The organism is Agrobacterium sp. SOY23 (assembly GCF_027212525.1).
Lineage (GTDB): Bacteria > Pseudomonadota > Alphaproteobacteria > Rhizobiales > Rhizobiaceae > Agrobacterium > Agrobacterium tumefaciens_I.
In genome coordinates, this window is sequence record NZ_JAPWDT010000003.1 from 579,727 (window position 1) to 600,425 (window position 20,699).

General features: G+C 58.6%; 18 protein-coding genes and 1 pseudogene. 3 read left to right on the forward strand and 16 right to left on the reverse strand.

The window, feature by feature from the left end:
* Window positions 1–111: 111 nt before the first annotated feature.
* The 10 genes from O3S81_RS11490 to O3S81_RS11535 all read right to left on the reverse strand — a co-directional run bounded on the left by O3S81_RS11490 (window position 112) and on the right by O3S81_RS11535 (window position 9,505).
* Window positions 112–993: a glycosyltransferase family 2 protein gene (locus O3S81_RS11490; RefSeq protein ID WP_269343231.1), complete on the reverse strand. Its 882-nt coding sequence runs from the start codon at window positions 991–993 to the stop codon at window positions 112–114.
* Window positions 994–1,079: 86 nt separating this feature from the next.
* Window positions 1,080–1,946: a glucose-1-phosphate thymidylyltransferase RfbA gene (gene rfbA / locus O3S81_RS11495; protein ID WP_269343232.1), complete on the reverse strand. Its 867-nt coding sequence runs from the start codon at window positions 1,944–1,946 to the stop codon at window positions 1,080–1,082.
* Complete coding sequence (rfbD, locus tag O3S81_RS11500; protein WP_269343233.1) at window positions 1,943–2,836, reverse strand: dTDP-4-dehydrorhamnose reductase; 894 nt, start codon at window positions 2,834–2,836, stop codon at window positions 1,943–1,945. The genes rfbA and rfbD overlap by 4 nt, the downstream gene beginning before the upstream one ends.
* A 4-nt stretch (window positions 2,837–2,840) precedes the next feature.
* Window positions 2,841–3,896: a dTDP-glucose 4,6-dehydratase gene (gene rfbB, locus O3S81_RS11505; RefSeq protein ID WP_269343234.1), complete on the reverse strand. Its 1,056-nt coding sequence runs from the start codon at window positions 3,894–3,896 to the stop codon at window positions 2,841–2,843.
* A 2-nt stretch (window positions 3,897–3,898) separates the two neighbouring features.
* The gene (gene rfbC / locus O3S81_RS11510; protein WP_269343235.1) at window positions 3,899–4,468 is read right to left on the reverse strand and encodes a dTDP-4-dehydrorhamnose 3,5-epimerase; all 570 of its coding nucleotides are present in this window, start codon (window positions 4,466–4,468) and stop codon (window positions 3,899–3,901) included.
* A 186-nt stretch (window positions 4,469–4,654) separates the two neighbouring features.
* A complete protein-coding gene (locus tag O3S81_RS11515) occupies window positions 4,655–5,551 on the reverse strand; it encodes a MurR/RpiR family transcriptional regulator (protein WP_269343237.1) in 897 nt (298 codons plus the stop codon).
* A 97-nt stretch (window positions 5,552–5,648) separates the two neighbouring features.
* Window positions 5,649–6,611: an ABC transporter substrate-binding protein gene (locus O3S81_RS11520; RefSeq protein ID WP_269343239.1), complete on the reverse strand. Its 963-nt coding sequence runs from the start codon at window positions 6,609–6,611 to the stop codon at window positions 5,649–5,651.
* A gap of 7 nt (window positions 6,612–6,618) precedes the next feature.
* A complete protein-coding gene (locus O3S81_RS11525) occupies window positions 6,619–7,656 on the reverse strand; it encodes a FecCD family ABC transporter permease (RefSeq protein ID WP_269343240.1) in 1,038 nt (345 codons plus the stop codon).
* The gene (locus tag O3S81_RS11530) at window positions 7,653–8,696 is read right to left on the reverse strand and encodes a FecCD family ABC transporter permease (RefSeq protein WP_269343242.1); all 1,044 of its coding nucleotides are present in this window, start codon (window positions 8,694–8,696) and stop codon (window positions 7,653–7,655) included. Before O3S81_RS11530 ends, O3S81_RS11525 begins: the two co-directional genes overlap by 4 nt.
* Window positions 8,693–9,505, reverse strand: a complete 813-nt coding sequence (locus tag O3S81_RS11535) for an ABC transporter ATP-binding protein (RefSeq protein WP_269343244.1) — start codon at window positions 9,503–9,505, stop codon at window positions 8,693–8,695. Before O3S81_RS11535 ends, O3S81_RS11530 begins: the two co-directional genes overlap by 4 nt.
* Before the next feature lie 282 nt (window positions 9,506–9,787).
* Here O3S81_RS11535 and O3S81_RS11540 point away from each other — a divergent pair, with 282 nt between their 5' ends.
* On the forward strand, window positions 9,788–11,959 hold the full coding sequence (locus O3S81_RS11540) for a TonB-dependent siderophore receptor (RefSeq protein ID WP_269343246.1): 2,172 nt from the start codon (window positions 9,788–9,790) through the stop codon (window positions 11,957–11,959).
* A gap of 58 nt (window positions 11,960–12,017) precedes the next feature.
* Here O3S81_RS11540 and O3S81_RS11545 read toward each other — a convergent pair.
* Window positions 12,018–12,420, reverse strand: a pseudogene (locus tag O3S81_RS11545) (hypothetical protein); the annotation flags it as partial.
* 437 nt (window positions 12,421–12,857) lie between these two features.
* Between O3S81_RS11545 and O3S81_RS11555 the strand changes: the two are divergent.
* Window positions 12,858–13,583: a hypothetical protein gene (locus O3S81_RS11555; RefSeq protein ID WP_269343250.1), complete on the forward strand. Its 726-nt coding sequence runs from the start codon at window positions 12,858–12,860 to the stop codon at window positions 13,581–13,583.
* Window positions 13,584–13,895: 312 nt separating this feature from the next.
* Here the strand turns inward: O3S81_RS11555 and O3S81_RS11560 are convergent, their stop codons facing one another.
* The 5 genes from O3S81_RS11560 to O3S81_RS11580 all read right to left on the reverse strand — a co-directional run bounded on the left by O3S81_RS11560 (window position 13,896) and on the right by O3S81_RS11580 (window position 19,756).
* Entirely contained in the window at window positions 13,896–15,962 is a 2,067-nt protein-coding gene (locus O3S81_RS11560) for an ATP-dependent helicase (protein WP_269343251.1), read from the reverse strand.
* 303 nt (window positions 15,963–16,265) lie between these two features.
* Window positions 16,266–17,003, reverse strand: coding sequence for an ABC transporter ATP-binding protein (locus O3S81_RS11565; protein WP_269343252.1), 738 nt, complete (start codon window positions 17,001–17,003; stop codon window positions 16,266–16,268).
* Window positions 17,000–17,845, reverse strand: a complete 846-nt coding sequence (locus tag O3S81_RS11570; RefSeq protein ID WP_269343253.1) for an ABC transporter ATP-binding protein — start codon at window positions 17,843–17,845, stop codon at window positions 17,000–17,002. The genes O3S81_RS11565 and O3S81_RS11570 overlap by 4 nt, the downstream gene beginning before the upstream one ends.
* Window positions 17,832–18,731: an ABC transporter permease gene (locus O3S81_RS11575; protein ID WP_269343255.1), complete on the reverse strand. Its 900-nt coding sequence runs from the start codon at window positions 18,729–18,731 to the stop codon at window positions 17,832–17,834. The genes O3S81_RS11570 and O3S81_RS11575 overlap by 14 nt, the downstream gene beginning before the upstream one ends.
* Window positions 18,728–19,756, reverse strand: a complete 1,029-nt coding sequence (locus O3S81_RS11580; RefSeq protein WP_269343257.1) for an ABC transporter permease — start codon at window positions 19,754–19,756, stop codon at window positions 18,728–18,730. The genes O3S81_RS11575 and O3S81_RS11580 overlap by 4 nt, the downstream gene beginning before the upstream one ends.
* 206 nt (window positions 19,757–19,962) lie before the next feature.
* On the opposite strand from O3S81_RS11580, the gene O3S81_RS11585 reads away from it, so the two are divergent.
* Entirely contained in the window at window positions 19,963–20,676 is a 714-nt protein-coding gene (locus O3S81_RS11585) for a FadR/GntR family transcriptional regulator (RefSeq protein ID WP_269343259.1), read from the forward strand.
* The last annotated feature ends 23 nt before the right edge of the window (window positions 20,677–20,699 follow it).

Genomic DNA, 20,699 nt, shown 5'->3' on the forward strand with positions numbered 1-20,699 from the left:
CGACATGCTTCGCGTTTGGATCGCGATACCGTATTATGGCTTGCAAGTCGAGCGCATGATCTTATGGGTGTATCGCGATACTTAGGCTGTGTTTCTACGAATATCCGGCATTTAAGGTTCTTTGTGAGACCTGAGCGGCTCCGCGTTTGAGAGTTCGGACCGGATTTTGGCAAGAGCACCCTGAAGAAATCCAAGAGCTTTTGCCCTTCTTCGGGCCGAAAATAAAACGAGCGGTGATAGAAGGAGAAGGCAGCCTTGCAACAGGGTTGAAGTTTTAGCAAAAGGTCTATGGTGCTTTTGCCCGGCATAAATTCTGGACTGAGCCATGTGATATGCCTTGAACCAAGCAATCTCCGGAGATCGTCCAGAGGAGTGACCAGCAGAGTGAACTATTGTCGAGTTTCGCACAAATCTCAATTCGCCAAGTGCCGCCAAACGAAGAGATAAATCATCATCTTCATGGTACATGAAGATGTTGGGGTCGAAACCACCGATGTAGTCAAAACTTTTCTTTGCTACGAATAGCGCCGCGCCGCTAAGCACTGGGACGAGAGCGTCTTCGCTTGGCCATCCTTTTTTCATGTAGAGTTGGCGAGGCAAAAGCCATGATCGTCGCTTGAAATAAGCGGATCCGTCTTCGTGGAAAATTCGCGGATTAAAAGCAATCGCTGAGGGATACTGAGCAGCGGCTTCAAGAAGGGCTTCGATTGCTCCCGGGTTGAGTCTGGCGTCTGGGTTTAAAAATAAAATCCAGGGAGTTTGCGCAACGTCGGCTCCAGCATTACACCCCCGGCCAAATCCGAGATTATTGGCCAGTTTCACAATCTCCACGTTCCTGTCGGCGGGGAGATCGGCAAAAGTATTGGTTTGGCCATTGTCGACCAAAATGATCGGCGTTTGCTCCGGGATTGCTGTGACCAAATCCCGGATAAGCCTATCGCTTTTATAACAAACCGAAACCACCGTAACGGCGGAGAGTGGCAACGCTGTCATTTTACTCCAATAGCATCTGCCGTTGAGTTCTGTCTATCCAAAGGCAGCTAGCGGCTCACTGCAGAAAGTGAACGATTAAGCACCCCTTACGATGCGGCCAGCTTTCTTAAATAAACGCCATAATCGCCTTTGCCTGCATTTTCTGCGAGTAACGCAAATTCTGCCTGTGTTATGAAATCCTTTGCCAATGCAATCTCTTCTGGACAGGCGATCTTGAAACCCTGTCTCTTCTCCAGAGTACGAACGAATTCGCCAGCTTCCAGAAGACTGTCAGGCGTGCCCGTATCAAGCCATGCGTAACCTCTACCCATGATCGACACCTTGAGCTTGCCGCGCTCAAGATAGGTCCGATTTACGTCCGTAATCTCGTATTCGCCGCGCGCTGAAGGTTTGAGACTAGCCGCGATATCGACAACATCCGCGTCGTAAAAATAAAGGCCGGTAACGGCCCAATTCGACTTGGGGTTCGCGGGCTTTTCCTCGATAGAAAGGGCACGCATTTCGTCATCGAAATCGACGACGCCATAACGCTCGGGATCGTTCACATGATAGGCGAAAACAGTCGCCCCATCGATTACGCCCGTGCCGGCCTGCAGAAGTTCCGGCAATCCGTGACCATAATATATGTTGTCGCCCAGGATAAGGCATGACGGTGAACCCGCCACGAAGTCTGCCCCGATCATATAGGCCTGCGCCAGCCCATCCGGGCTTGGCTGAACAGCGTATTCGATGGAAAGACCCCATTTTGCGCCGTCACCCAGAAGAGACTGGAAAAGCGGCATGTCATGGGGTGTCGAGATGATGAGAATTTCACGAATGCCCGCCAGCATCAACGTGGTCAGCGGATAATAAATCATCGGCTTGTCGTAGACCGGCAAGATCTGCTTCGAGACCGCCAATGTCATTGGATGCAAACGCGTGCCGCTGCCTCCGGCCAGAATGATGCCCTTCATGGCGTTTCCTTTTTGCTCTGCGCAAGAGCGGTGACCACCGCGCGCGTTGATGTTTGCCAGTTCGGCAGTCTTATGTCGTAAACTTCTTCCAGCTTGCTGCAATCAAGCCTCGAGTTTGCCGGGCGCCGGGCCGGGGTAGGGTATTGCGCAGTCGTGATGTCGTTGACGATCATCGACTTCCCGCCGTTTTCTTCAGAGAATGCGTATATCTGTTTTGCGAAATTAGCCCAGTTCGTTTGACCGGTTCCGGAAAGATGAAAAACGCCACGAAGACGGGGCGAGGAATCTTCCAGGAGTTTCCTTGCGATAGCGACAATAGCGGCAGCGATATCGTTGGCTGAAGTTGGGCATCCGAACTGGTCCGCGACCACATTGATCTCGTCGCGGTTCTCGCTCAGTCGGAGCATGGTTTTTACGAAGTTGTTGCCATATTCCGAATATACCCAGGCGGTCCGCAGAATGGCGTAGTTGCCGGTAACCTCCGAAATGGCTTGTTCGCCTTCGAGCTTCGAGCGGCCGTAGATGGAAGCAGGGCCTGTCGGATCACTTTCGACATAGGCGGTGGCCTTGGTGCCGTCGAAAACATAATCCGTAGAAAGATGAATAACGGGAATGCCGATCTCACTTGCCGCTTGTGCGACAGCCCTTGCTCCATCCCGATTAACGGCAAAAGCAATGTCCGGCTCGCTTTCTGCCTTATCGACAGCGGTATAGGCCGCAGCCGATACCACGAGATCGGGTTTGACCTCGCGTAGCGCCTTCAAAACAGTCTCAGGCCGTGCAAGGTCAAGTTCCGGTCGACCAAGAGCTACGATCTCCAGTTCCCCATTCGCCAATGCCTGGAGGGCGCTGACGACCTGACCATTTTTGCCCGTAACTGCCAGCCGCATTCGCTCAGCCCTTTGTCAGAACGCCGAGGCGTTCTCCGGCGTAAACACCCTTGCGGAGCGGTTGCCACCACCACGCATTGTCGAGATACCATTCCACGGTTTTACGGATGCCGGTGGTGAAATTCTCCTGCGCTTTCCAGCCGAGTTCGGTTTCGAGCTTCGTCGCGTCAATGGCATAGCGTGCATCGTGGCCGGGGCGATCCGTCACATATCTGATAAGCTCGGCATAGGGCTTCGATTGCGGGCGCAACTCGTCGAGGATGGAGCAGATGCAGTCGACGACATCGATGTTCTTCTGCTCGTTTCTGCCGCCAACATTATACTTCTCGCCGGCAAGGCCCTTTTGAACGATGAGCCAAAGGGCGCGGGCATGGTCTTCCACATAAAGCCAGTCGCGGATATTGGCGCCGTTTCCATAGACCGGCAGCGGTTTGCCTTCCAGCGCGTTAAGTATGATCAGCGGAATGAGCTTTTCCGGGAAATGGAATGGGCCATAGTTGTTGGAGCAGTTGGAAATCACGACCGGGAGGCCGTAGGTGCGCTGCCAGGCGGTTGCAAGATGATCGCTCGCCGCTTTCGAAGCCGAGTATGGCGACGAAGGGTCGTAAGGTGTGGCTTCTTCGAAAAGACCATTGTCCCCGAGAGAGCCATAAACCTCGTCTGTCGAAACATGCAACATGCGGAAATTCGCCTTCGCCTCTTCCGCAAGGCCGCTCCAATATTGCCGTGCTGCCTCCAGCATCGTGAAAGTGCCGTTGATATTGGTTTGAATAAAATCCGCGGCGCCGGTTATGGAGCGGTCGACATGGCTCTCGGCGGCCAGATGCATCACGTAATCCGGCTGAAATGTCGCGAATGCCTCATTCATCGCCGCCCGGTCACAAATATCGGCCTGAAGAAAGCGGTGATTGGGTGCATTTTCGATCGGCTTGAGGGAAGCCAGATTTCCTGCATATGTCAGCTTGTCGACAGTGAGAACATCTGCGCCAACCTCGCTCACGAGATAACGTACGAGGGCCGAGCCGATAAATCCGGCGCCGCCGGTAACTAGAACGCGCATCATCAGTTCCCAGTATTTTGGTAAGTGAAATATTCAGGCAATTCGGACAGAAGCGGCTGCTTTGCATCCTTTTCAGAAAGGATGCAGCCTTCCAGCTTCGGCCAGTTGATACCGATGGCAGGGTCATCCCATTTGACGCCGCGGTCGTTGGCTGCACTGAAGGGGGCCGTCACCTTGTATGAGATGACCGTGTCGTCAGCGAGCGTCATGAAGCCATGGGCAAACCCTGCCGGAACCCACAACTGTTCGCCATTTTCGGGCGAGAGCTCGACAGCGGCCCATTGTCCGAAGGTGGGCGATCCCGTTCTGATATCCACCGCGACATCCAGCAGCCGTCCCCGAATGCAGCGAACGAGCTTGCCCTGTGCAAAAGGTTCTGTCTGAAAATGAAGCCCTCGTACGGTTCCGGCCTGTGCGGAGAGGGATTCATTGTCCTGCACGAACTCAACGTCCGCTACGTTTTCGCGAAACCACTCCCTCTTGAAAACCTCGCTGAAATAACCCCTGCTGTCGCCGAAACGAGCCGGAGTTATCTTTTTCAAGCCTGATATCGAGAATGCTTCTAGTTGCACTATGCGGATCCTGTCTGGTCTGCCTACTCAGGGTGATATGGCTTTATCGGTAGGGACAGTCAATAACGCTTTATTGATCGCCCACACAAGAGCGACGGAAACTCCTTCGGACAGTATCGAGAAAGCTTGTTTGATCACCGCCTATTTTTTGCGACTGGGGCGTGATGGGGAAGAGTTCCAAAAAAGCTAAACCCGCTTGTGCGGCCTGATCGACGTCCTCAGTTCCACCAGCCGCTCCAGCGTCTCAAGGCTTCGCTCGGGGCAGGCGGCGGAGAGGGCAAGCGCCATGGTTTCCATAGCGATGAAGGTCGGGGCGTGCAGCGCCACGCCTTCGTTTTTGGCGCGGGGCAGGAAGAGGCTGGCATTGGCGTGTTTTTTGAGCACGCTGTCTTCCTGGCCGAGCAGCATGATGATGGGGACATCGAGGCGGCCGGCCTCGGCTATGGCGGTCTGGGCTTCGCGGTGGGCGCGGCCGTGCAGGAGCATGATGAGGACGTGGCCGTTTTCAAGTTCGAGCAATTGTTCGGCAAGCGTAATGCCGGTGGCGTTGAGCGCATAGGAGCGGACGCCCGAGCGCTGGAACAGCCTTGCCGCATAGGTGGCGATGATGCCGGAGGCGCCGATGCCAAGCACGCCGATGCCGCGCGCCTGCGATAGAAGCCGCACGGCCGCCGCCATGGCTTCGCGGTTTTCCACGCTAGAGAGCATCTCCAGCGTGTTCTTCTGATTGTCGAGAACGAAATCTATCGCCGCATCGCAGTCGCCGGATATGGATTTTGTCGTCGCCGCCATTTTTTCGACGGGCGAATCCGTCACGCCCAGATAGGCCTCCAGCGTTTCCTTGAGATCGACCAGCCCCTGGAAGCCGAGCGCCTGTATGGCGCGGATAACGGTCGCATCTGACGTATTGGTCTCGAAGCCGATTTCCAGGGCCGATTTGGCGAGAACGGCATGGCGGTGGCCATCAATATATTCGGCAACGGCAAGCAGGCCCGGCGACAGGCGGTCGCGGCGCCTGCGCAGCTGCTCACCGAAACGGTCGGTCCGCCGAAGCCTTGATGTATGTGTTTCGCCAGCCGACATGGGTTGTTCCGTGAAGCTGAGTTTTCTACTCTTCTTCTCGGATTAGCAGCGTGCCAAGCCGGGAGGCAAGCGCTTTTGTCCGCGATGGTCGTTACCGTCACTTTTCGGCCGCCGGCCGCACCGTCAAATGTGACTGAACGGCGGAGACCATGAGGCTGAGCGCGGCATAGGAGTTGGAAATTGCTTCCTCGCGCGGCAGGAGAATGTAACGGCCATTGCGGCAGGCCTCCAGAAAATTGCAGAAACCCGGCATCACGGCTTCCATCATGTCGATTTCCGCCTGCGGCGAGGCGCCGGTATCGGAGCGATAGGGATCGAAGATGATATCGGCATCGAGTTCCGGCAACCGTTCGGCGCTGATTTCGATGCGATCGCCATCCGGAATGGTGTCGATGATAGTGGGGAAACGGAAGCCCGCATCGCGCAGCACGCGCCCGAGCGCCCGATAGGTGTGGTAGACGCTGATCTTGCCATTGAGCGGCTGGAACACCGAAACGGTGATGGCGCCGGTATCGACCGACGCCTTCAGCGCCTCGATCTGCGCTCGGTAGCGCCGGTCCAGCACGGCAAGACGTGCCTGTGTGCCGGTCAGCTCGGCCAATACCTTGTAAATATGCGGCGCGCCGTCCTTGGTATTGTCGATGGCGACGGTGGGGGCGATCTGTTCCAGCTTTTCGATCGGGGTGGGGCGGTCCGGTTCGGTCACGATGAGATCGGGTTTGAGAGCAACGATCGCCTCCAGATCGGCATTGATGGAGCCGATATAGGCGATGTCGCTATTATCGAAATCAACACCCGTCAGAATGGCGCTGGAGCGCAGATAGGGTTTGCCGCCCGCTCCCATGCGGCCGTGGCTGCCCACCGGCGTCACACCCAGTTCGATCAGCGGAATGGTGAGGTCTATATCGTGAAGTGTCACAATACGTTTCGGTTTTACCGGAATGGAAACGTTGCGGCCGAGATCGTCGGTAAAGGTGCGGAGAGGCTCTTCGGCATGTGCCATGGCTGTGCCGAGGAACAGGCACGCGGCGGAAAGAAGAGCGAGAAGGGTCTTGCGCATGAGGAACCTATAGGCGATGCCGGTGAAACCAGAGAAGAGCAAGAAGCGTGGGTGCGCCGACGGCGGAAAGAACGAGGCCGGTCGGCAGTTCCAGCGGTGAAAAGGCGGTTCGTGCGATGGTGTCGGCAGCCGCTACCAGCGTTGCCCCGGTCAGACCCGCGCCGAGCGTAAGCCCGAGATAGGAACCGCCCGGCAGCAGGAGCCGGGCGATATGCGGGCCGATCAGCCCGACAAAACCGATGCTGCCGGTAAAAGACACGCAGGATGCGGTGAGGGTGACCGCAAGCCCAACATGCAGCGCCGACATCAGGCGTGTATGAACGCCAAGCGCCGTCGCGGCATGATCGCCGAGGGCTTGCATGTCGGCGGCGCGGGCGGTCAGGGCGAGAAGGCCAAGGGCGATGACGAGGATGAAAGAGAGGATTGAAACCGCTGTCCAGCTTGCGCCCTGCAGGTTGCCAGCCATCCAGATCATCGCCGTCTGCAAATTGCGAATATCGAGCGATGCCATGAGGATAAGCAGCAAAGCCGATAAAAACCATGAAAAGCCGATGCCGGTCAGTACGAAGCGCAGACGCGAGGTCGCGCCGGAAAACGTCAGGACGATTGCGGCACTTGCCATCCCGCCTGCAATACCCGCGACGGGGCGTAATGTTACCGGCAGGGAAGGCAGCAGGAACAGGCAACCCAGCACGGCAAGGGATGCGCCTTCCCGCACGCCGAGCAGGCCGGGATCGGCAAGGCCGTTGCGGGTGGTGGCCTGCATGATGGCGCCGGCAATGCCGAGCATGGCGCCGGCCACCATTGCAAGCGCCAGACGCGATAGCCGGAAGTCGAGAACCACGGCGTCGGCCATGGCGGGATTGACGTCTGTAGCAGTCAATAGGGACCAGAGCGCGGAGGCCGGAATGTGCTGGCTGCCGGCCGTGAGAGACCATGCGGCGACGAGCACAAGGAAAAGGGCGAGTGCCAGCAGAATGGCGAGCCCGAGCGGCATGAAGCGAAGGGAAAAACGTCCCAGTCTCAGGACTTGGTAGCGGTTCATTTCAGCACCCTGCGCAGCAGCCAGAGGAAGACCGGCGCGCCGACAAGGCCGGTCATCGCGCCGGTGGGCAATTCTTTCGGCAGAAGGATCAGACGGGCGGCGAGATCGGCGGCGATCAGCAGAACCGCGCCACCGAGTGCTGCGATGGGTATGGAAAGCAGCAGCCGTCCCGTTTTCAGACGCGCGACGAGTGGCGGCACCACCAGACCGACGAAGCCGATGGGACCGACGACGGCGATGGCCGCCCCGCAGAACAGCGAGATGGAGACAAGCGCCAGAAGCCTGGTTGAACGGACCGGCACGCCGAGCGCTGCGGCCGTGCTGTCGCCCAGCCCCAGAAGATCGAGCCGGGGCGCGACGGCGAAAGCGAGGATGAGCGCGATCACGGCCGCGGGCAGGGTGGCGGCGATGGCTGCCATGGAAACGCCGGCCGTATCGCCCACCAGCCAGAAACGCATCTGCTGCAATGTTTCTTCGTTGAGAATGAGGATGGCGGAGGTGAGGGTTCCGGCAAGCGTGGAAAGCGCAATACCGCAAAAGACGAGTTTCGCCGGCGTCAACCCCTGCCGCCCGGCGGAAGCAAGGAGAAGCACGAGCGAGAAGCTGATACCCGCGCCCGTCGCCGCCAGCAATGGGCGGAACAGCGGCGTTGCGATCAGCCCGAGCGGCAGCACTGTCGCCAGAACGACGGCGAGGCTTGCCCCGGCATTCAAGCCCAGAATATGCGGCTCGCCGAGCGGATTTCGAAGCAGGGTCTGAAGCAGAAGCCCCGCTATTCCAAGGCAGGCGCCGGCCTGCAGCGCAGCCAAAAGACGCGGCAGGCGCAGGCGCATCAGAACCTGCTGGTCGAAATTGCGGGCGTCATAAGCAAATATCAGGTCGTGCAGAACATGTGGCGCAACGGGGCGCGGGCCGGTCGCTATATGCGCCAGCACCAGAAGCAGCATGGCGAGCAGCAGAAGAAGTGCTGCCGCGAGCGTGCGCCCATAGGCTCGCTCTCTAAGGGCAAGGATGCTTGCGCTGGTATTGCTGGGGGTCATGCCGCGCCGGCCCGTCCGGGCAGGGGAAGAAATACCGGCCGCGCCGTGACCGGATGCGTGAGCTGGGCAACTGCCATGTCGAATACATCGGAAATGATGCTGGCATTGCAGGTTGCCGCCGTTTCGAGCCGGTGCCGCAGCCGTCCGTCCTTCAGGAAAATCAGGTGATCGGCATATTGCAGGGCAAGATTGATGTCGTGCAGCACCGCGACGATCGTGCGGTTGTGGAGGGTGACGAGGCCCGCCAGCATGTCCAGCACCTCTATCTGATGGTGCAGATCCAGGAAGGTTGTCGGCTCGTCGAGAAGAATGATATCCGTCTGCTGCGCCAGCGCCATGGCGATCCAGGCGCGCTGGCGCTGGCCGCCGGAGAGGCTGTCGACCGCTCGTTCCGCCAGTTCGGACATGCCGGTTACGGAAAGCGCCTCTTCCACCGCGCGGGCGTCTTCCTCACTCCATTGCTTCAGAAATCCCTGATGCGGGTAACGACCACGGGAGACAAGATCGAAAACCGAAAGCCCTTCCGGCGTGTGGTTCTGCTGCGCCAGCATGCCGAGCTTTTTTGCCACCTCCTTGGTCGGGTGGCGGAAGATATCGTTGCCATCGAGAAGAATATGGCCGCGTACCGGCCGGTGCAGACGGGCAAGTGCGGAAAGAAGCGTGGATTTTCCAGAGCCGTTTGGGCCAAGCAGGACGGTGAAGCGGTTCGGCGCGATATCGACGGACATATCCGCAAGCACCGGCGTGTCGCCATAGGCAAGCGCGATCGCCTGCGTCGCAAGGCCTGTATTCGTGCTTGTGGGTCTCATGCCGTCGTTCAAATTCGTCCCCGTCAGAATGCGTTGCCACCAGAATTATTGATGACTGTAGTAGTCAAGTATATAGCGTTCAAAAATGCGGTTTTTGCCGGTCGATTTGAACAAAAAGCGGCTGTCACGGGCTGAAATGACACGCGGGAAGGCACGAATGCACCTCTCGGTGCCGACGTTTCGTCCCGTTAATGCGGAAATAAAGTTGACTACTACATTCATCAATTGAAAGAGCGATGCATCGTCGCGATGACGATTTGGGACAGTCGGGGACAAGACAGGATGCATGACGGTTCGATGATCATTGGGGTGCGCTCGCGGGCGCTGCTGGCGTTTCTTCTGGTCGGGGTCGCCTTGCCTGCTTTTGCGCAGGAGAGTACGACGCCGAAGAAAAATGCCGACGGGACGACCGTGCTCGAAACCATAACCGTCAATGCCGATGTCAAAAAAGGCGCGCGCGGTTATCAGCCGGTGACGACGGGCACGGCGACACGCACCGAAACGCCGATCCTCGACATTCCGCAATCGGTCAATGTGGTGACGGCTGAGGTGTTGCGCGACCAGCAAGCGCGCTCGCTGGATGAAGCGCTGGCCAATGTCAGCGGCGTCACCCAGGCCAATACGCTCGGCGGTACGCAGGATGCCGTCATCCGCCGTGGTTTCGGCGATAATCGCGACGGCTCCATCCTCGTCAACGGGCTGAAGACGGCCTTGCCGCGTTCCTTCAACGATACGGTCGAGCGAGTGGAAGTGCTGAAGGGCCCTGCCTCGACGCTTTACGGCATCCTCGATCCCGGCGGCATGGTGAATGTCGTGACGAAAAAGCCGGAAGACACGTTTACGGCGGAGGCTTATTCGCGCTTCTCAGCCTATGGTGCGGGCAAATACGGCACATCAGGCGGTTTCGATGTGACCGGCCCGATTGCGGACACGGATTTTTCCTATCGCCTGATCGGTCAGGGGGAAAACAGCGATTACTGGCGTAATTTCGGTGAGAAGAAGAACTGGCTCATCGCACCGTCGCTGAAATGGAGCGGCGAGGATACCGATATCACGGTTTCCTATATGCATGAGGACTATAGTGTGCCGTTCGATCGCGGTACGATCTTCGATCCGGCGACCGGCAGGGCGATCAATGTCAGCCGCCGCCTGCGCCTTGATGAAGCCTATAACATCACCGACGGCAAATCCGATCTGGCGAGCATCGCCATAGACCGGCAACTGTCCGACGACTGGAAGCTGTCGCTGAACTACGCCTATAGCCGCAACGAATATTCGGACAATCAGGCGCGCGTGATGGGCTATAATTCCCGTACCGGGCAGGTGACGCGACGGGCCGATGCGACGCAATATTCGACGATCTACAATCACGCGGTGCGGGCGGATCTGACGGGCGAGGCCGAAATCGGCGGGCTGCGCAACGACTTGCTGTTCGGTGCGTCCTATGATTACAGCGATACCCTGCGCACCGATATGCTGCGCTGCGCGAATTCCACGAATTTCAACGTCAACAATCCCGTCTATGGCCGCTTGCCGGTCTGCACCACGGTAAGGGCTGTCGATAGCGACCAGACCGAAGAGCTTTCCACCGCGTCGATCTATATGCAGGATGCCCTGCATCTTAACGATCAATGGATCGCGGTCGGCGGTTTGCGTTACCAGTATTACGACATCTATGCCGGCAAGGGCCGTCCCTTCGTCGTCAATACCGAGAAGGATGGCGGCGAACTCATCCCCAATGCCGGCCTCGTCTACAAGCTCACTCCGAATGCCTCGCTTTACGCCAATGTGGCCAAAACCTTCCGCCCGCAATCATCCATTGGCGCCTATTATGGCGGGCTCGATCCGGAAGAGGGCATTTCCTACGAAGTGGGCGCCAAGTTCGATCTTTTCGCCGGGCTCAACGCCAATATCGCCCTGTTCAACGCCCGCAAGCGCAATGTCGCCTATTCGGAAGATGTCGGCGGCGTCTCCATGGTGAAGGCCGCCGGCCTCGTCCGTTCCCGCGGTGTCGAGGTCGATATTGCCGGCAGCCTGACCGACGATCTCGATCTCATCGCAAGTTATGCCTATACGGATGCGCTCGTGCTTGAGGATCCCACCTATGCCGGCAAACGCCTGCCGAATGTGGCGCGCCACACCGGCTCGCTCTTCCTTGCCTATGATGTCGGCGAGGTCGGTCCGAACGGCAATACGTTGCGCATCGGCGGCGGCGTCCGGGCGGTGGGTGAGCGCGCCGGCATCAACGACAATTCCTATAATCTGCCGGGCTATGCGGTCTTCGATGCCTTCGCCACCTATACGCTTCAGTTCGAAAAGCCGGTGACGCTGCAGCTCAATCTGAAGAACATCTTCGACAAGACCTATTACACCTCGTCCATCGGCTCCACCAGCTATGCCAATGCCGTGGGCGAGCCCTTCAATGTCAGCCTGACGGCCAGCGTGAAGTTCTGACATCGGCGGCGATCGGAAAACAATCGCCAGTCATGAGAGCAGGGTGAACGCCCGCTTTTTATTTCCACATGGCTCGCATCCGCGCACCCACATCGATGCGGATCTGCTGCGTGCCGCGCTCGGAAGCGGCAGCCGACACCAGTGGCTAGGTTACCGTTTCGAAGAATTGTAGCAATGTCGCCGGTATGAAGCGGGTTCTTACGGCGTAGACATGCCTGTCGCCCTGCTGGTTCTGCCCGCCGGTGAAGAAACGTTGCGGCGCGATCAGCGACAGGCTGTCTAGTCATCGCCGGTCTTCGGTGGCGGCGGAATTTCGGCAAGGGCAAGTAGTGGTTCTGGGGTTGTCGGAAGCATATCGAGAATATTGCCGGCTTTCTTCGGTCCGATGCCGGGCGCATCTGCTGCAACCGGAAGCCGGCGACACGGTCACCCAGGTTCTGCGCGAAGCGCACCACAATCAATCATTTGATTGCCAATCTTTTCAAATCGCGACTACCCAACAAGTCGGATAACGACAATTACCGCTGAATGCGGTTGATGCTTGTTTATTTACTCTGAGGTCTTGCGAGCCTAACGCCCACTCCCTTGCCAGTGGTTTCTTCTATGAATTCGATGCCGGAAGCTTCGAAAGTAGCGCGCACGGCATTGATTGTGGAGGATTTTAAAGTCTCTCCCCGTTCCAAACGCGCCACGGTATCAGGAGATATTTGGGCCTCTTTCGCCAAATCCCTTGTTCCCCATCCCAAAGCTGCGCGAGCCATTTTACATTGAATAGAGTTCATTTCGTAACTACGATACGATTTCTGTTGAATTCGACGGATGCTTTCGATATCGTATCAATGATACGAAAAGCGCGTGTTGAGAAATGACCACAAGCAAGCTGAAGGGAGCTCGAATCATGAGTGATTCTGAGATTAGCAGAACTTCGCCTATCATAACACGACGTAGAGTGCTTTCCACATCTGCGGCATTGCTGGCGTTGCAAACTAGCGGGATTGATGAAGCAATGGGAGCGAAAACTCCGCCTGACGCAGGGACGAATTATCGGGTGATGGACCTCTGGCAAAAATGGCTGACAGCACATGACGAAACTCAGCGCTTTTGTAAGCTGCAACAGGGCATTGAACGTAGGATGGTGGCCGCTGTTGGATTTCCGCAGGTCAAAATCCCATTGCCGGGGAGGGCGGTGACGGTTTTTGCCTCCAGTCAGGAGGAAATTGAACGGACATATGGCGACGCTTCCGAGCATCAGGTCATCAAAGCTCAGGCACTAGCCGCCTTTTGGGAGCGACAGGAAGCCTGGGATCGTTTGGACGAGGCTTGGGGATACACTCGCGCCCAGAAAGCCGAAATAAGATCTGATCGTCTTGAAATGAAGCTGGCAAAAGCCCTGTGGGCAGAACCTTCCACATCTATTGCCGGAGCCATTGTAAAACTGCATGCCATTCTCGTCACCGGAGAGCAGCAGGGCCTGCCGGATGAGTTCCCATGGCCGGAACTTCGTATCGTTCTTGACAACCTGTCAACGCTCGCCCCCGCCGCCAAAAAGAATGCGATCCGGAACGCCGGAAAAGACGCCAATGAACCCATGATCGATGATCAGACCTTTGATATTTTTGATTAGAGCCTCTGCTTTCTGCTGCCTATAGGGTCGGCGCCAGGGTTTGGAAGCCGGCCTTTCAAAATCATCCTTTCGCTGGGAATATGAGTGCCTATCCGCAAAATGGGTAAGGCAAAACTAAAGCGATCAGCCAATGTGCTGCAGGTGTCGCCGAAGCGCTCCTCAATAACGGAACTGACTTTGTGCCTAGATGGGCAAAGCAGAAGTTCTGACCGAGCATAAAAAAGTCCGTCAATCACAAAATCCGTTGGACATTCGTTGCTCTCACGGTTTGCCGCCCAAACCACTGATTACGGGGGCTACATCCGTCATCCACTATTTCCACATGGCGCGCATCCGCGCACCCACGTCTATGCGGATCTGCTGCGCGCTGCGTTCCGATGCGGCAGCCGAAACCAATGGCCAGGTGGCCGTCTCAAAAAATTGCAGCAATGTCGCCGGTATGAAGCGGGTTCTTGCGGCGTAAACATGCCGGTCGCCTTGCTGGTTCTGGCCGCCGGTGAAGAAGCGTTGGGGGGTGATCAGCGACAGGCTGTCCTTGGCACGGGTCATGGCGACATAAAGCAGCCGGCGCTCTTCCTCCAGTTCCTGCGGGGTGCCGACCCCGAGATCGGAGGGTATGCAGCCATCGACCACATTCAGGATGAAGACGGAACGCCATTCCTGGCCTTTTGCCGAATGGATGGTGGAGAGGCTGAGATAGTCTTCATCAAGCAGCGGCACGCCCGCCTGATCGCTGGTGGCGTCCGGCGGATCGAGCGTCAGCTCGGTCAGAAAGCGCTCGCGCGAGGGGTAGCCGCCGGCGATCTGCTCGAGCTGCAGCAGATCGGCCTTGCGGGTGTCCGCATCCTCATGGATGCGTTCCAGATGGGGTTCGTACCACAGCCGCGCCTGGCCGATCTGGCCCGGCCAGTCATTCGGTGCCTGCCGGAGGCCCACCAGCATCTGCGTGAAAGCTGCCCAGTCATCGCCGGTCTTCGGTGGCGGTGGAATTTCGGCAAGGGCCAGCAGCGGCTCCGGATCCGCCGCGATCGTGTCGAGAATATTACCGGCCTTCTTCGGCCCTATGCCCGGCAGCATCTGCAGCAGCCGGAAACCGGCGACGCGGTCGCGCGGGTTCTGCGCAAAGCGCAGCACGGCCAGCATGTCCTTCACATGGGCGCTGTCGAGGAATTTCAGGCCGCCAAACTTGACGAAGGGGATGTTGCGGCGGGTCAGTTCCACTTCAAGCGGCCCGCTGTGGCTGGAGGTGCGGAACAGCACGGCCTGTTGTTTCAGCGTCATGCCGGTTTCGCGATTGGCGAGAATCTGGTCGATGATGAAATTCGCCTGTTCGGTCTCGTCTTTCACTGTCACGAGCTTCGGACGCTCGAGCGATTGCCGTTCGGTCCAGAGGTTCTTGGTAAAGCGTTCGCGCGCCAGATCGATCACGCCATTGGCGGCGGCCAGGATCGGCTGCGTGGAGCGATAGTTGCGATCCAGCGTGATGATATCGGCCGCCGGGCTGAAGCATGCCGGAAAATCGAGGATGTTGCGCACGGTCGCGGCCCGGAAGGAATAGATCGATTGTGCATCGTCGCCCACCACGGTGAGGCCGCGGCCACCGGGCTTGAGCGCCATCAGCACCGAGGCCTGCAGCCGGTTGGTATCCTGATATTCGTCGACCATGACATGGTCGAAGCGGTTGCCGATGTCGTCCGCCAGAATGGGGTCGCTCACCATCTGCGCCCAGTAGAGCAGGAGATCGTCGTAATCGAGCACGTTCTGGACCTGCTTGGCCTCGACATAGGCTGCAAACAGTTCCTTAAGTTCGCTCTCCCAGTTGGCGACCCAGGGATAATGCTGGCGGAGAATGTCTTTTAGCGGCGTCTGGGAGTTCACCACGCGCGAATAGATGGCAAGACACGTTCCCTTCGTTGGAAAGCGGCTCTCGGTCTTGGAAAAACCCAGCTCATGCCGGACAAGGTTCATCAGGTCGGCGCTGTCTTCGCGGTCATGGATGGTGAAATCGATATTCAGCCCGATCTGGTCGGCATAGATGCGCAACAGGCGTGCGCCGATGCCGTGAAACGTACCGGACCAGGCCAGCGCATCGGTCATGATCGCCGAATTCGCCCCGATAACGTGTTTGCAGATACGTTCGACCCGCCGCGACATTTCCGTTGCGGCACGCCTCGAAAACGTCATCAGCAGGATACGGCGGGGATCGGCGCCATTCACGATCAGATGCGCAACACGGTGGGCGAGCGTATTGGTCTTGCCCGAACCGGCCCCGGCGATGATCAGCAGCGGCCCGGCCGTGTGTCCTTCTGCCAGCCCAACGCCATGCTCCACGGCCCTGCGTTGCTGTTCGTTGAGCTTTTCCAGATAGGCAACCGCCATGCCAGCAATCCTTAGATAACCTGCCTGTCCCCACGGGTGAGAACCTTGTTCAGAGATGGCAGTCGTCGGAATCTCCGGCCATTGTCTGCCCTGTCGTCGCAATGATTAGCAAAGACTCAAACAGCAATCCAGAACAAATGCTGAACGCATTGTTCCGGTGGTTTGAAGGCAGTCGGTCGTGAAATTTATCGGCCCAAAAGGTCGCTCGTCCCCTGCCGCGCAGGCGAAATCCCCAAATCGCGCCATGTGAGAAGGCGGGCGGCCGTGGATGGGCCGCCCGATGTGGCCGTTGTGGGGTGACCGTTACAGGAAACTGCTTTCGAACAGTTCGCCCGAATAGGCCGAATGGGTAACGCCCGCTTCGAGATCGGCCTTGGTCAGTTCATCGACAAAAACGCCGTTCTGCATGACCAGCACGCGGTCGCACATATGGGCGATGACCGCAAGGTCGTGGCTGACGAGAACGAAGGTGAGATCGCGTTCTTCGCGCTGGTCGGCAAGCAGGTTCAGGATTTCCGCCTGGATGGAGACGTCGAGCGCGGATGTCGGCTCGTCGAGCAGCAGGATCGGCGGTTCGAGGATCAATGCGCGGGCGATTGCCACGCGCTGGCGCTGGCCGCCGGAAAGTTCATGCGGGAAGCGCTCGGCAAAATGTGCGGGCAGGCCGACCTGTTGCAAGGCCGCGGGAACCTTCGGCCAGCCGTCGCCAAGCCCCATCGCGCGGATCGGTTCGGCGAGCGCCCGGCCGATGCGGTGGCGTGGATGCAGAGAACCGTAGGGATCCTGAAACACCATCTGCGCCAGTTTCAGTTCATCGCGGCTGCGGGTCTTGCCGACCGGTTTGCCGTCAAAGCTGATCGAACCGGTCCAGCCGCCCTCTAGCCCGGCCAGCGACCGCAGCAAGGTCGACTTGCCGCAGCCGCTCTCGCCGACAATGCCCAGCGTTTCACCTTTGTTGACCGTGAGGCTGACGCCGCGCACGACGTGATTGCGTTTTTCCTTGGCGCCATAGACGACGTCGAGCTTGTCTACCGTGATCATCGCATCACCTCCGCATCAATGGCCTGACGATCCAGCACCTTGAGACGCCGCACCGGATTGCGGGGATCGGGCATGGCCGCGATCAGCCCCCGGGTATAGGGATGTTGTGCATCTTCCAGCTTGGTCAGTGTTTCCACCACGCGCCCGCCATACATGACCAGCACGCGCTCGCAGAAGGCCGCGACCATGCGGATGTCATGGCTGATGAGGATCAGGCCGGAATTATTCTCGCGCACCATCTCGTCCAGCAGCAAAAGCACATCCTTGCGGACGCTGACATCAAGGGCCGAAGTCGGTTCGTCGGCAATGACCAGCTTCGGCTTGGCGAGCAGCATCATGGCGATCATCACACGCTGCCCCATGCCGCCCGATATCTGGTGCGGATAAAGCGCCATCACCCGGTCGGGATCGTTGATGCGCACGCGCAGCAACATGTCGCGGGCGGCCTTTCTCGCCGTCTGGCCGGTCAGCGCCAGATGCAGTTCGGCGGCCTCCGCCACCTGTTTGCCGATGGGCAGCACCGGGTTCAGCGAATAACGCGGGTCCTGCATGATCAGCGCCATCTCGCTGCCACGGATCGCGCCCATCTGCCGCTCGGACTTTGTGAGCAGCGGTTCGGCAAGGAAATCCATCCTCTCCGCCGTCACCGTGGCACTTTTCGGCAGAAGCCGCATGGCGGCCCGGCCGGTGGTGGATTTTCCGGAGCCGGATTCACCCACAATACCGACCCTTTCGCGCCCGACGTCGAAATTGACGTTGGACACGGCGGGAATGGTGTTGCGCCCAAAACGGACATTGAGGTCGCGCACCGAGAGGATGGGGGAGCTATCAGGAACGGGCATGGCGCGGATCCAGCAGGTCGCGCAGCGTATCGCCGGCGATGTTGAAGGCAAGGCTCGTCAGCAGGATGGCGATGCCGGGCATGACGGCGACCCACCAGTAATCGAGCATGAATTTGCGGCCGCTGGAGATCATCGCACCCCATTCAGGCAGCGGCGGCTGGGCCCCAAGGCCGAGGAAGCCGAGCGAGGCGGCGGTCAGGATGATGCCGGCCATGTTCAGCGTCAGGCGAACGATGACCGAGGGAATGCACATCGGCGCAATATATAAGAACAGGATGCGTAGCGGCGAAGCACCGTAGAGACGGGCGGCGGCGACATAATCGGTATTGCGCACGACAAGCGCTTCCGCACGGGCAAGACGCGCAATCGGCGGCCATGCGGTCAGCGAGATCGCAATGATCGCCGTGCCGAGGCCGGCGCCCACGGCGGCCGCAAAGGCAAGTGCCAGCACGAGCGAGGGAAAGGACAGGACGATATCCGTTGCGCGCATCAGGATCGCATCGGTGCGCCCGCCGAAGAAACCGGCCATCACGCCGATGGCAAGGCCAATCGGACCGACGATGATCGAGACCGACAAAACGGTCTGGATGGTGATGCGGGTGCCGTAGACGAGCCGGCTGAAAATATCGCGGCCAAATTCGTCGGTTCCGGCCAGATGCGCCCAGCTGGGAGGCTGAAGCGCGTTTTCGAGCGCCTGCCGGGCAGGATCGTAAGGCGCAATCAGCGGAGCGAAAATGGCGACCAGAACCAGTATGGCCAGAATGGCGAAGCCGAACATTCCAAGCGGTTCGTCGCTGAGCTTTCGAAGCGTCCGCACGGTGGTGGTCGACAGGCGCGACAGGGCGCCGGGACGATCAACGGTATTGTTATGCGCGATATCGGTCATCGTGCGGCCTCCCGTGTACGGGGATCGAGCGTTGTATAAGCCAGATCGGCGAGGAAGTTGAGCAACATGAATATGAAGCCGATGACGATCGTAGCGGCCAAGATCGCATTCATGTCGCCGATGAGCAGCGCATTCGTCATATACTGGCCGATGCCGGGCCAGGAAAAGACGATCTCCGTGACAACGGCGCCTTCCAGCAGGTTGCCATAGGAGATCGCCAGAACGGTGATGAGCTGCACGGCGATGTTGGGCAGCACATGGCGGGTTATGGTGCGTGCGGGGCTGACGCCCTTTGCCCGTGCTGCGATGACATAGTCCTGGCTGAGCTGTTCGAGGGTGAAGGCCCTCGTCATGCGGGTGATATAGGCCATGGCCATATAGGCAAGGATAATGGCCGGCAGGATGATGTGTCCAAGCGCGTTCCAGAAGATTTCCGTCTCGCCCGCAAGCAGGCTGTCGACGAGCATCAATCCCGTCTTCGGCTCCACAAGGCCTTCGTAGAAGACGTCGACCCGGCCGGGTCCCGCGACAAGGTTGAGGTTCGCGTAAAAAATCACCAGCCCGACGATGCCGAACCAGAAGACCGGTATTGAATGCCCCACCAGCGCAAAAACGCGTGCGAACTTGTCGATGAAGGTATCGCGGAAGAGCGCGGCGGCAAGGCCGAGCGGCACGCCGATGACCGTCGAGATGATGATCGCCAGCGTGGCGAGTTCAAAGGTGGCGGGGAAGGCCTGCGCCAGATCGCGGGTCACCGGGTTGCCGGTGAGGATCGCAATGCCGAAATCGCCATGCAGCAGGCCGCGCAGATAGATGAAGAACTGCTGGTAAAGCGGCAGGTCAAGGCCCAGCCGCGCCCTCATCGCCTCGTAGGCCTTCGGGTCCGCAAGTTCGCCGACGATCGCGCCCACCGGATCGGTCGGCATGACACGTCCAATAATGAAGGTGATGCAGAGCAGGATGAAGAGGCTGACGATCAGTTGCAGGAAACGATGTCCAAGCCCGCGTAGTGAGATTTCCGTCATTGCTGGCCGCACTTCCCTGTGAGAACGCCGTCAGCGTCGGAACCCTTGCGCGCTGCTCGCCGCAGACGCGCAATTCTCCATTGCAAAAACTCTTGATGGTACTTCATCCCAACTCCTCCCTGAGTTAACATGAAAACATATGACGTGCAGCCATGTCATCATATGAGTAGCGAAGGGATTCGTATTCTGCAAGAGGGAAGAGTGGCATGATGGGCGACAGGGCGAGGCCGCGGGAGAGGCGGGCACAACAGATCATCGATAATCTCAGCGCAGAAATTCGCAGTGGAAAACTGAAAAACGGTGATCAGCTTCCAACGGAGCCGGAGCTCGAACGCAGCTATGGCGTGAGCCGGACAGTGGTTCGCGAGGCGATCGCCGATTTGCGCTCTGCCGGCTATGTCGTTCCTATCCAGGGCAAGGGGGTTTTCGTCAGCAATGCCAGTGAATGGGCCGGTGTGAAGCTGACGCAATCCGAAGTCGGAACCATTGCGGAAACGCTGGAAATGCTGGAGTTCCGGCTTGCGACGGAAGGGGAGGCGGCGGCAATCGCCGCCTATCGCCGCACGGCCCAGCAGGAGGCGGCAATCTCTGCGGCGCACCGGAAAATGGCCCGCGCCATCGATGCGGGTGAGACCACCGTCGATGCTGATTACGAGTTCCACACGGCCATCGCGATCGCCACGAATAACCGCTTTTATCTGGAGGCTCTGCGTCAGTTCGGGTCGCGCTCGATCCCGCGCGGGCAGTTCCCGACCCTGCCGGAAACCGGCGACGCGAATTATCTTCGCAAAGTGCAGGCCGAACACGAGGCAATCCTGCGCGCCATCGTCGAGCAGGATCCCGACGCGGCGCGAAAAGCCATGCGCGAACATATGCTTGCGAGCCAGCGCCGATACAGGTTGCTCTCCGAAGCGCAATAGCATCTCGACACTCATCTTATTTC

What these genes read in the sequence shown, in the direction of transcription:
- O3S81_RS11490 (WP_269343231.1), bottom strand. Translation starts at nt 993, where the DNA reads ATGACAGCGTTGCCACTCTCCGCCGTTACGGTGGTTTCGGTTTGTTAT.
- rfbD (WP_269343233.1), bottom strand. Translation starts at nt 2,836, where the DNA reads ATGCGGCTGGCAGTTACGGGCAAAAATGGTCAGGTCGTCAGCGCCCTC.
- O3S81_RS11540 (WP_269343246.1), top strand. Translation starts at nt 9,788, where the DNA reads ATGCATGACGGTTCGATGATCATTGGGGTGCGCTCGCGGGCGCTGCTG.
- O3S81_RS11565 (WP_269343252.1), bottom strand. Translation starts at nt 17,003, where the DNA reads ATGATCACGGTAGACAAGCTCGACGTCGTCTATGGCGCCAAGGAAAAA.
- O3S81_RS11570 (WP_269343253.1), bottom strand. Translation starts at nt 17,845, where the DNA reads ATGCCCGTTCCTGATAGCTCCCCCATCCTCTCGGTGCGCGACCTCAAT.
- O3S81_RS11520 (WP_269343239.1), bottom strand. Translation starts at nt 6,611, where the DNA reads ATGCGCAAGACCCTTCTCGCTCTTCTTTCCGCCGCGTGCCTGTTCCTC.
- O3S81_RS11560 (WP_269343251.1), bottom strand. Translation starts at nt 15,962, where the DNA reads ATGGCGGTTGCCTATCTGGAAAAGCTCAACGAACAGCAACGCAGGGCC.
- rfbB (WP_269343234.1), bottom strand. Translation starts at nt 3,896, where the DNA reads ATGCGCGTTCTAGTTACCGGCGGCGCCGGATTTATCGGCTCGGCCCTC.
- O3S81_RS11585 (WP_269343259.1), top strand. Translation starts at nt 19,963, where the DNA reads ATGATGGGCGACAGGGCGAGGCCGCGGGAGAGGCGGGCACAACAGATC.
- rfbA (WP_269343232.1), bottom strand. Translation starts at nt 1,946, where the DNA reads ATGAAGGGCATCATTCTGGCCGGAGGCAGCGGCACGCGTTTGCATCCA.
- O3S81_RS11515 (WP_269343237.1), bottom strand. Translation starts at nt 5,551, where the DNA reads ATGTCGGCTGGCGAAACACATACATCAAGGCTTCGGCGGACCGACCGT.
- O3S81_RS11575 (WP_269343255.1), bottom strand. Translation starts at nt 18,731, where the DNA reads ATGACCGATATCGCGCATAACAATACCGTTGATCGTCCCGGCGCCCTG.
- O3S81_RS11555 (WP_269343250.1), top strand. Translation starts at nt 12,858, where the DNA reads ATGAGTGATTCTGAGATTAGCAGAACTTCGCCTATCATAACACGACGT.
- O3S81_RS11525 (WP_269343240.1), bottom strand. Translation starts at nt 7,656, where the DNA reads ATGAACCGCTACCAAGTCCTGAGACTGGGACGTTTTTCCCTTCGCTTC.
- O3S81_RS11580 (WP_269343257.1), bottom strand. Translation starts at nt 19,756, where the DNA reads ATGACGGAAATCTCACTACGCGGGCTTGGACATCGTTTCCTGCAACTG.
- O3S81_RS11535 (WP_269343244.1), bottom strand. Translation starts at nt 9,505, where the DNA reads ATGAGACCCACAAGCACGAATACAGGCCTTGCGACGCAGGCGATCGCG.
- O3S81_RS11530 (WP_269343242.1), bottom strand. Translation starts at nt 8,696, where the DNA reads ATGACCCCCAGCAATACCAGCGCAAGCATCCTTGCCCTTAGAGAGCGA.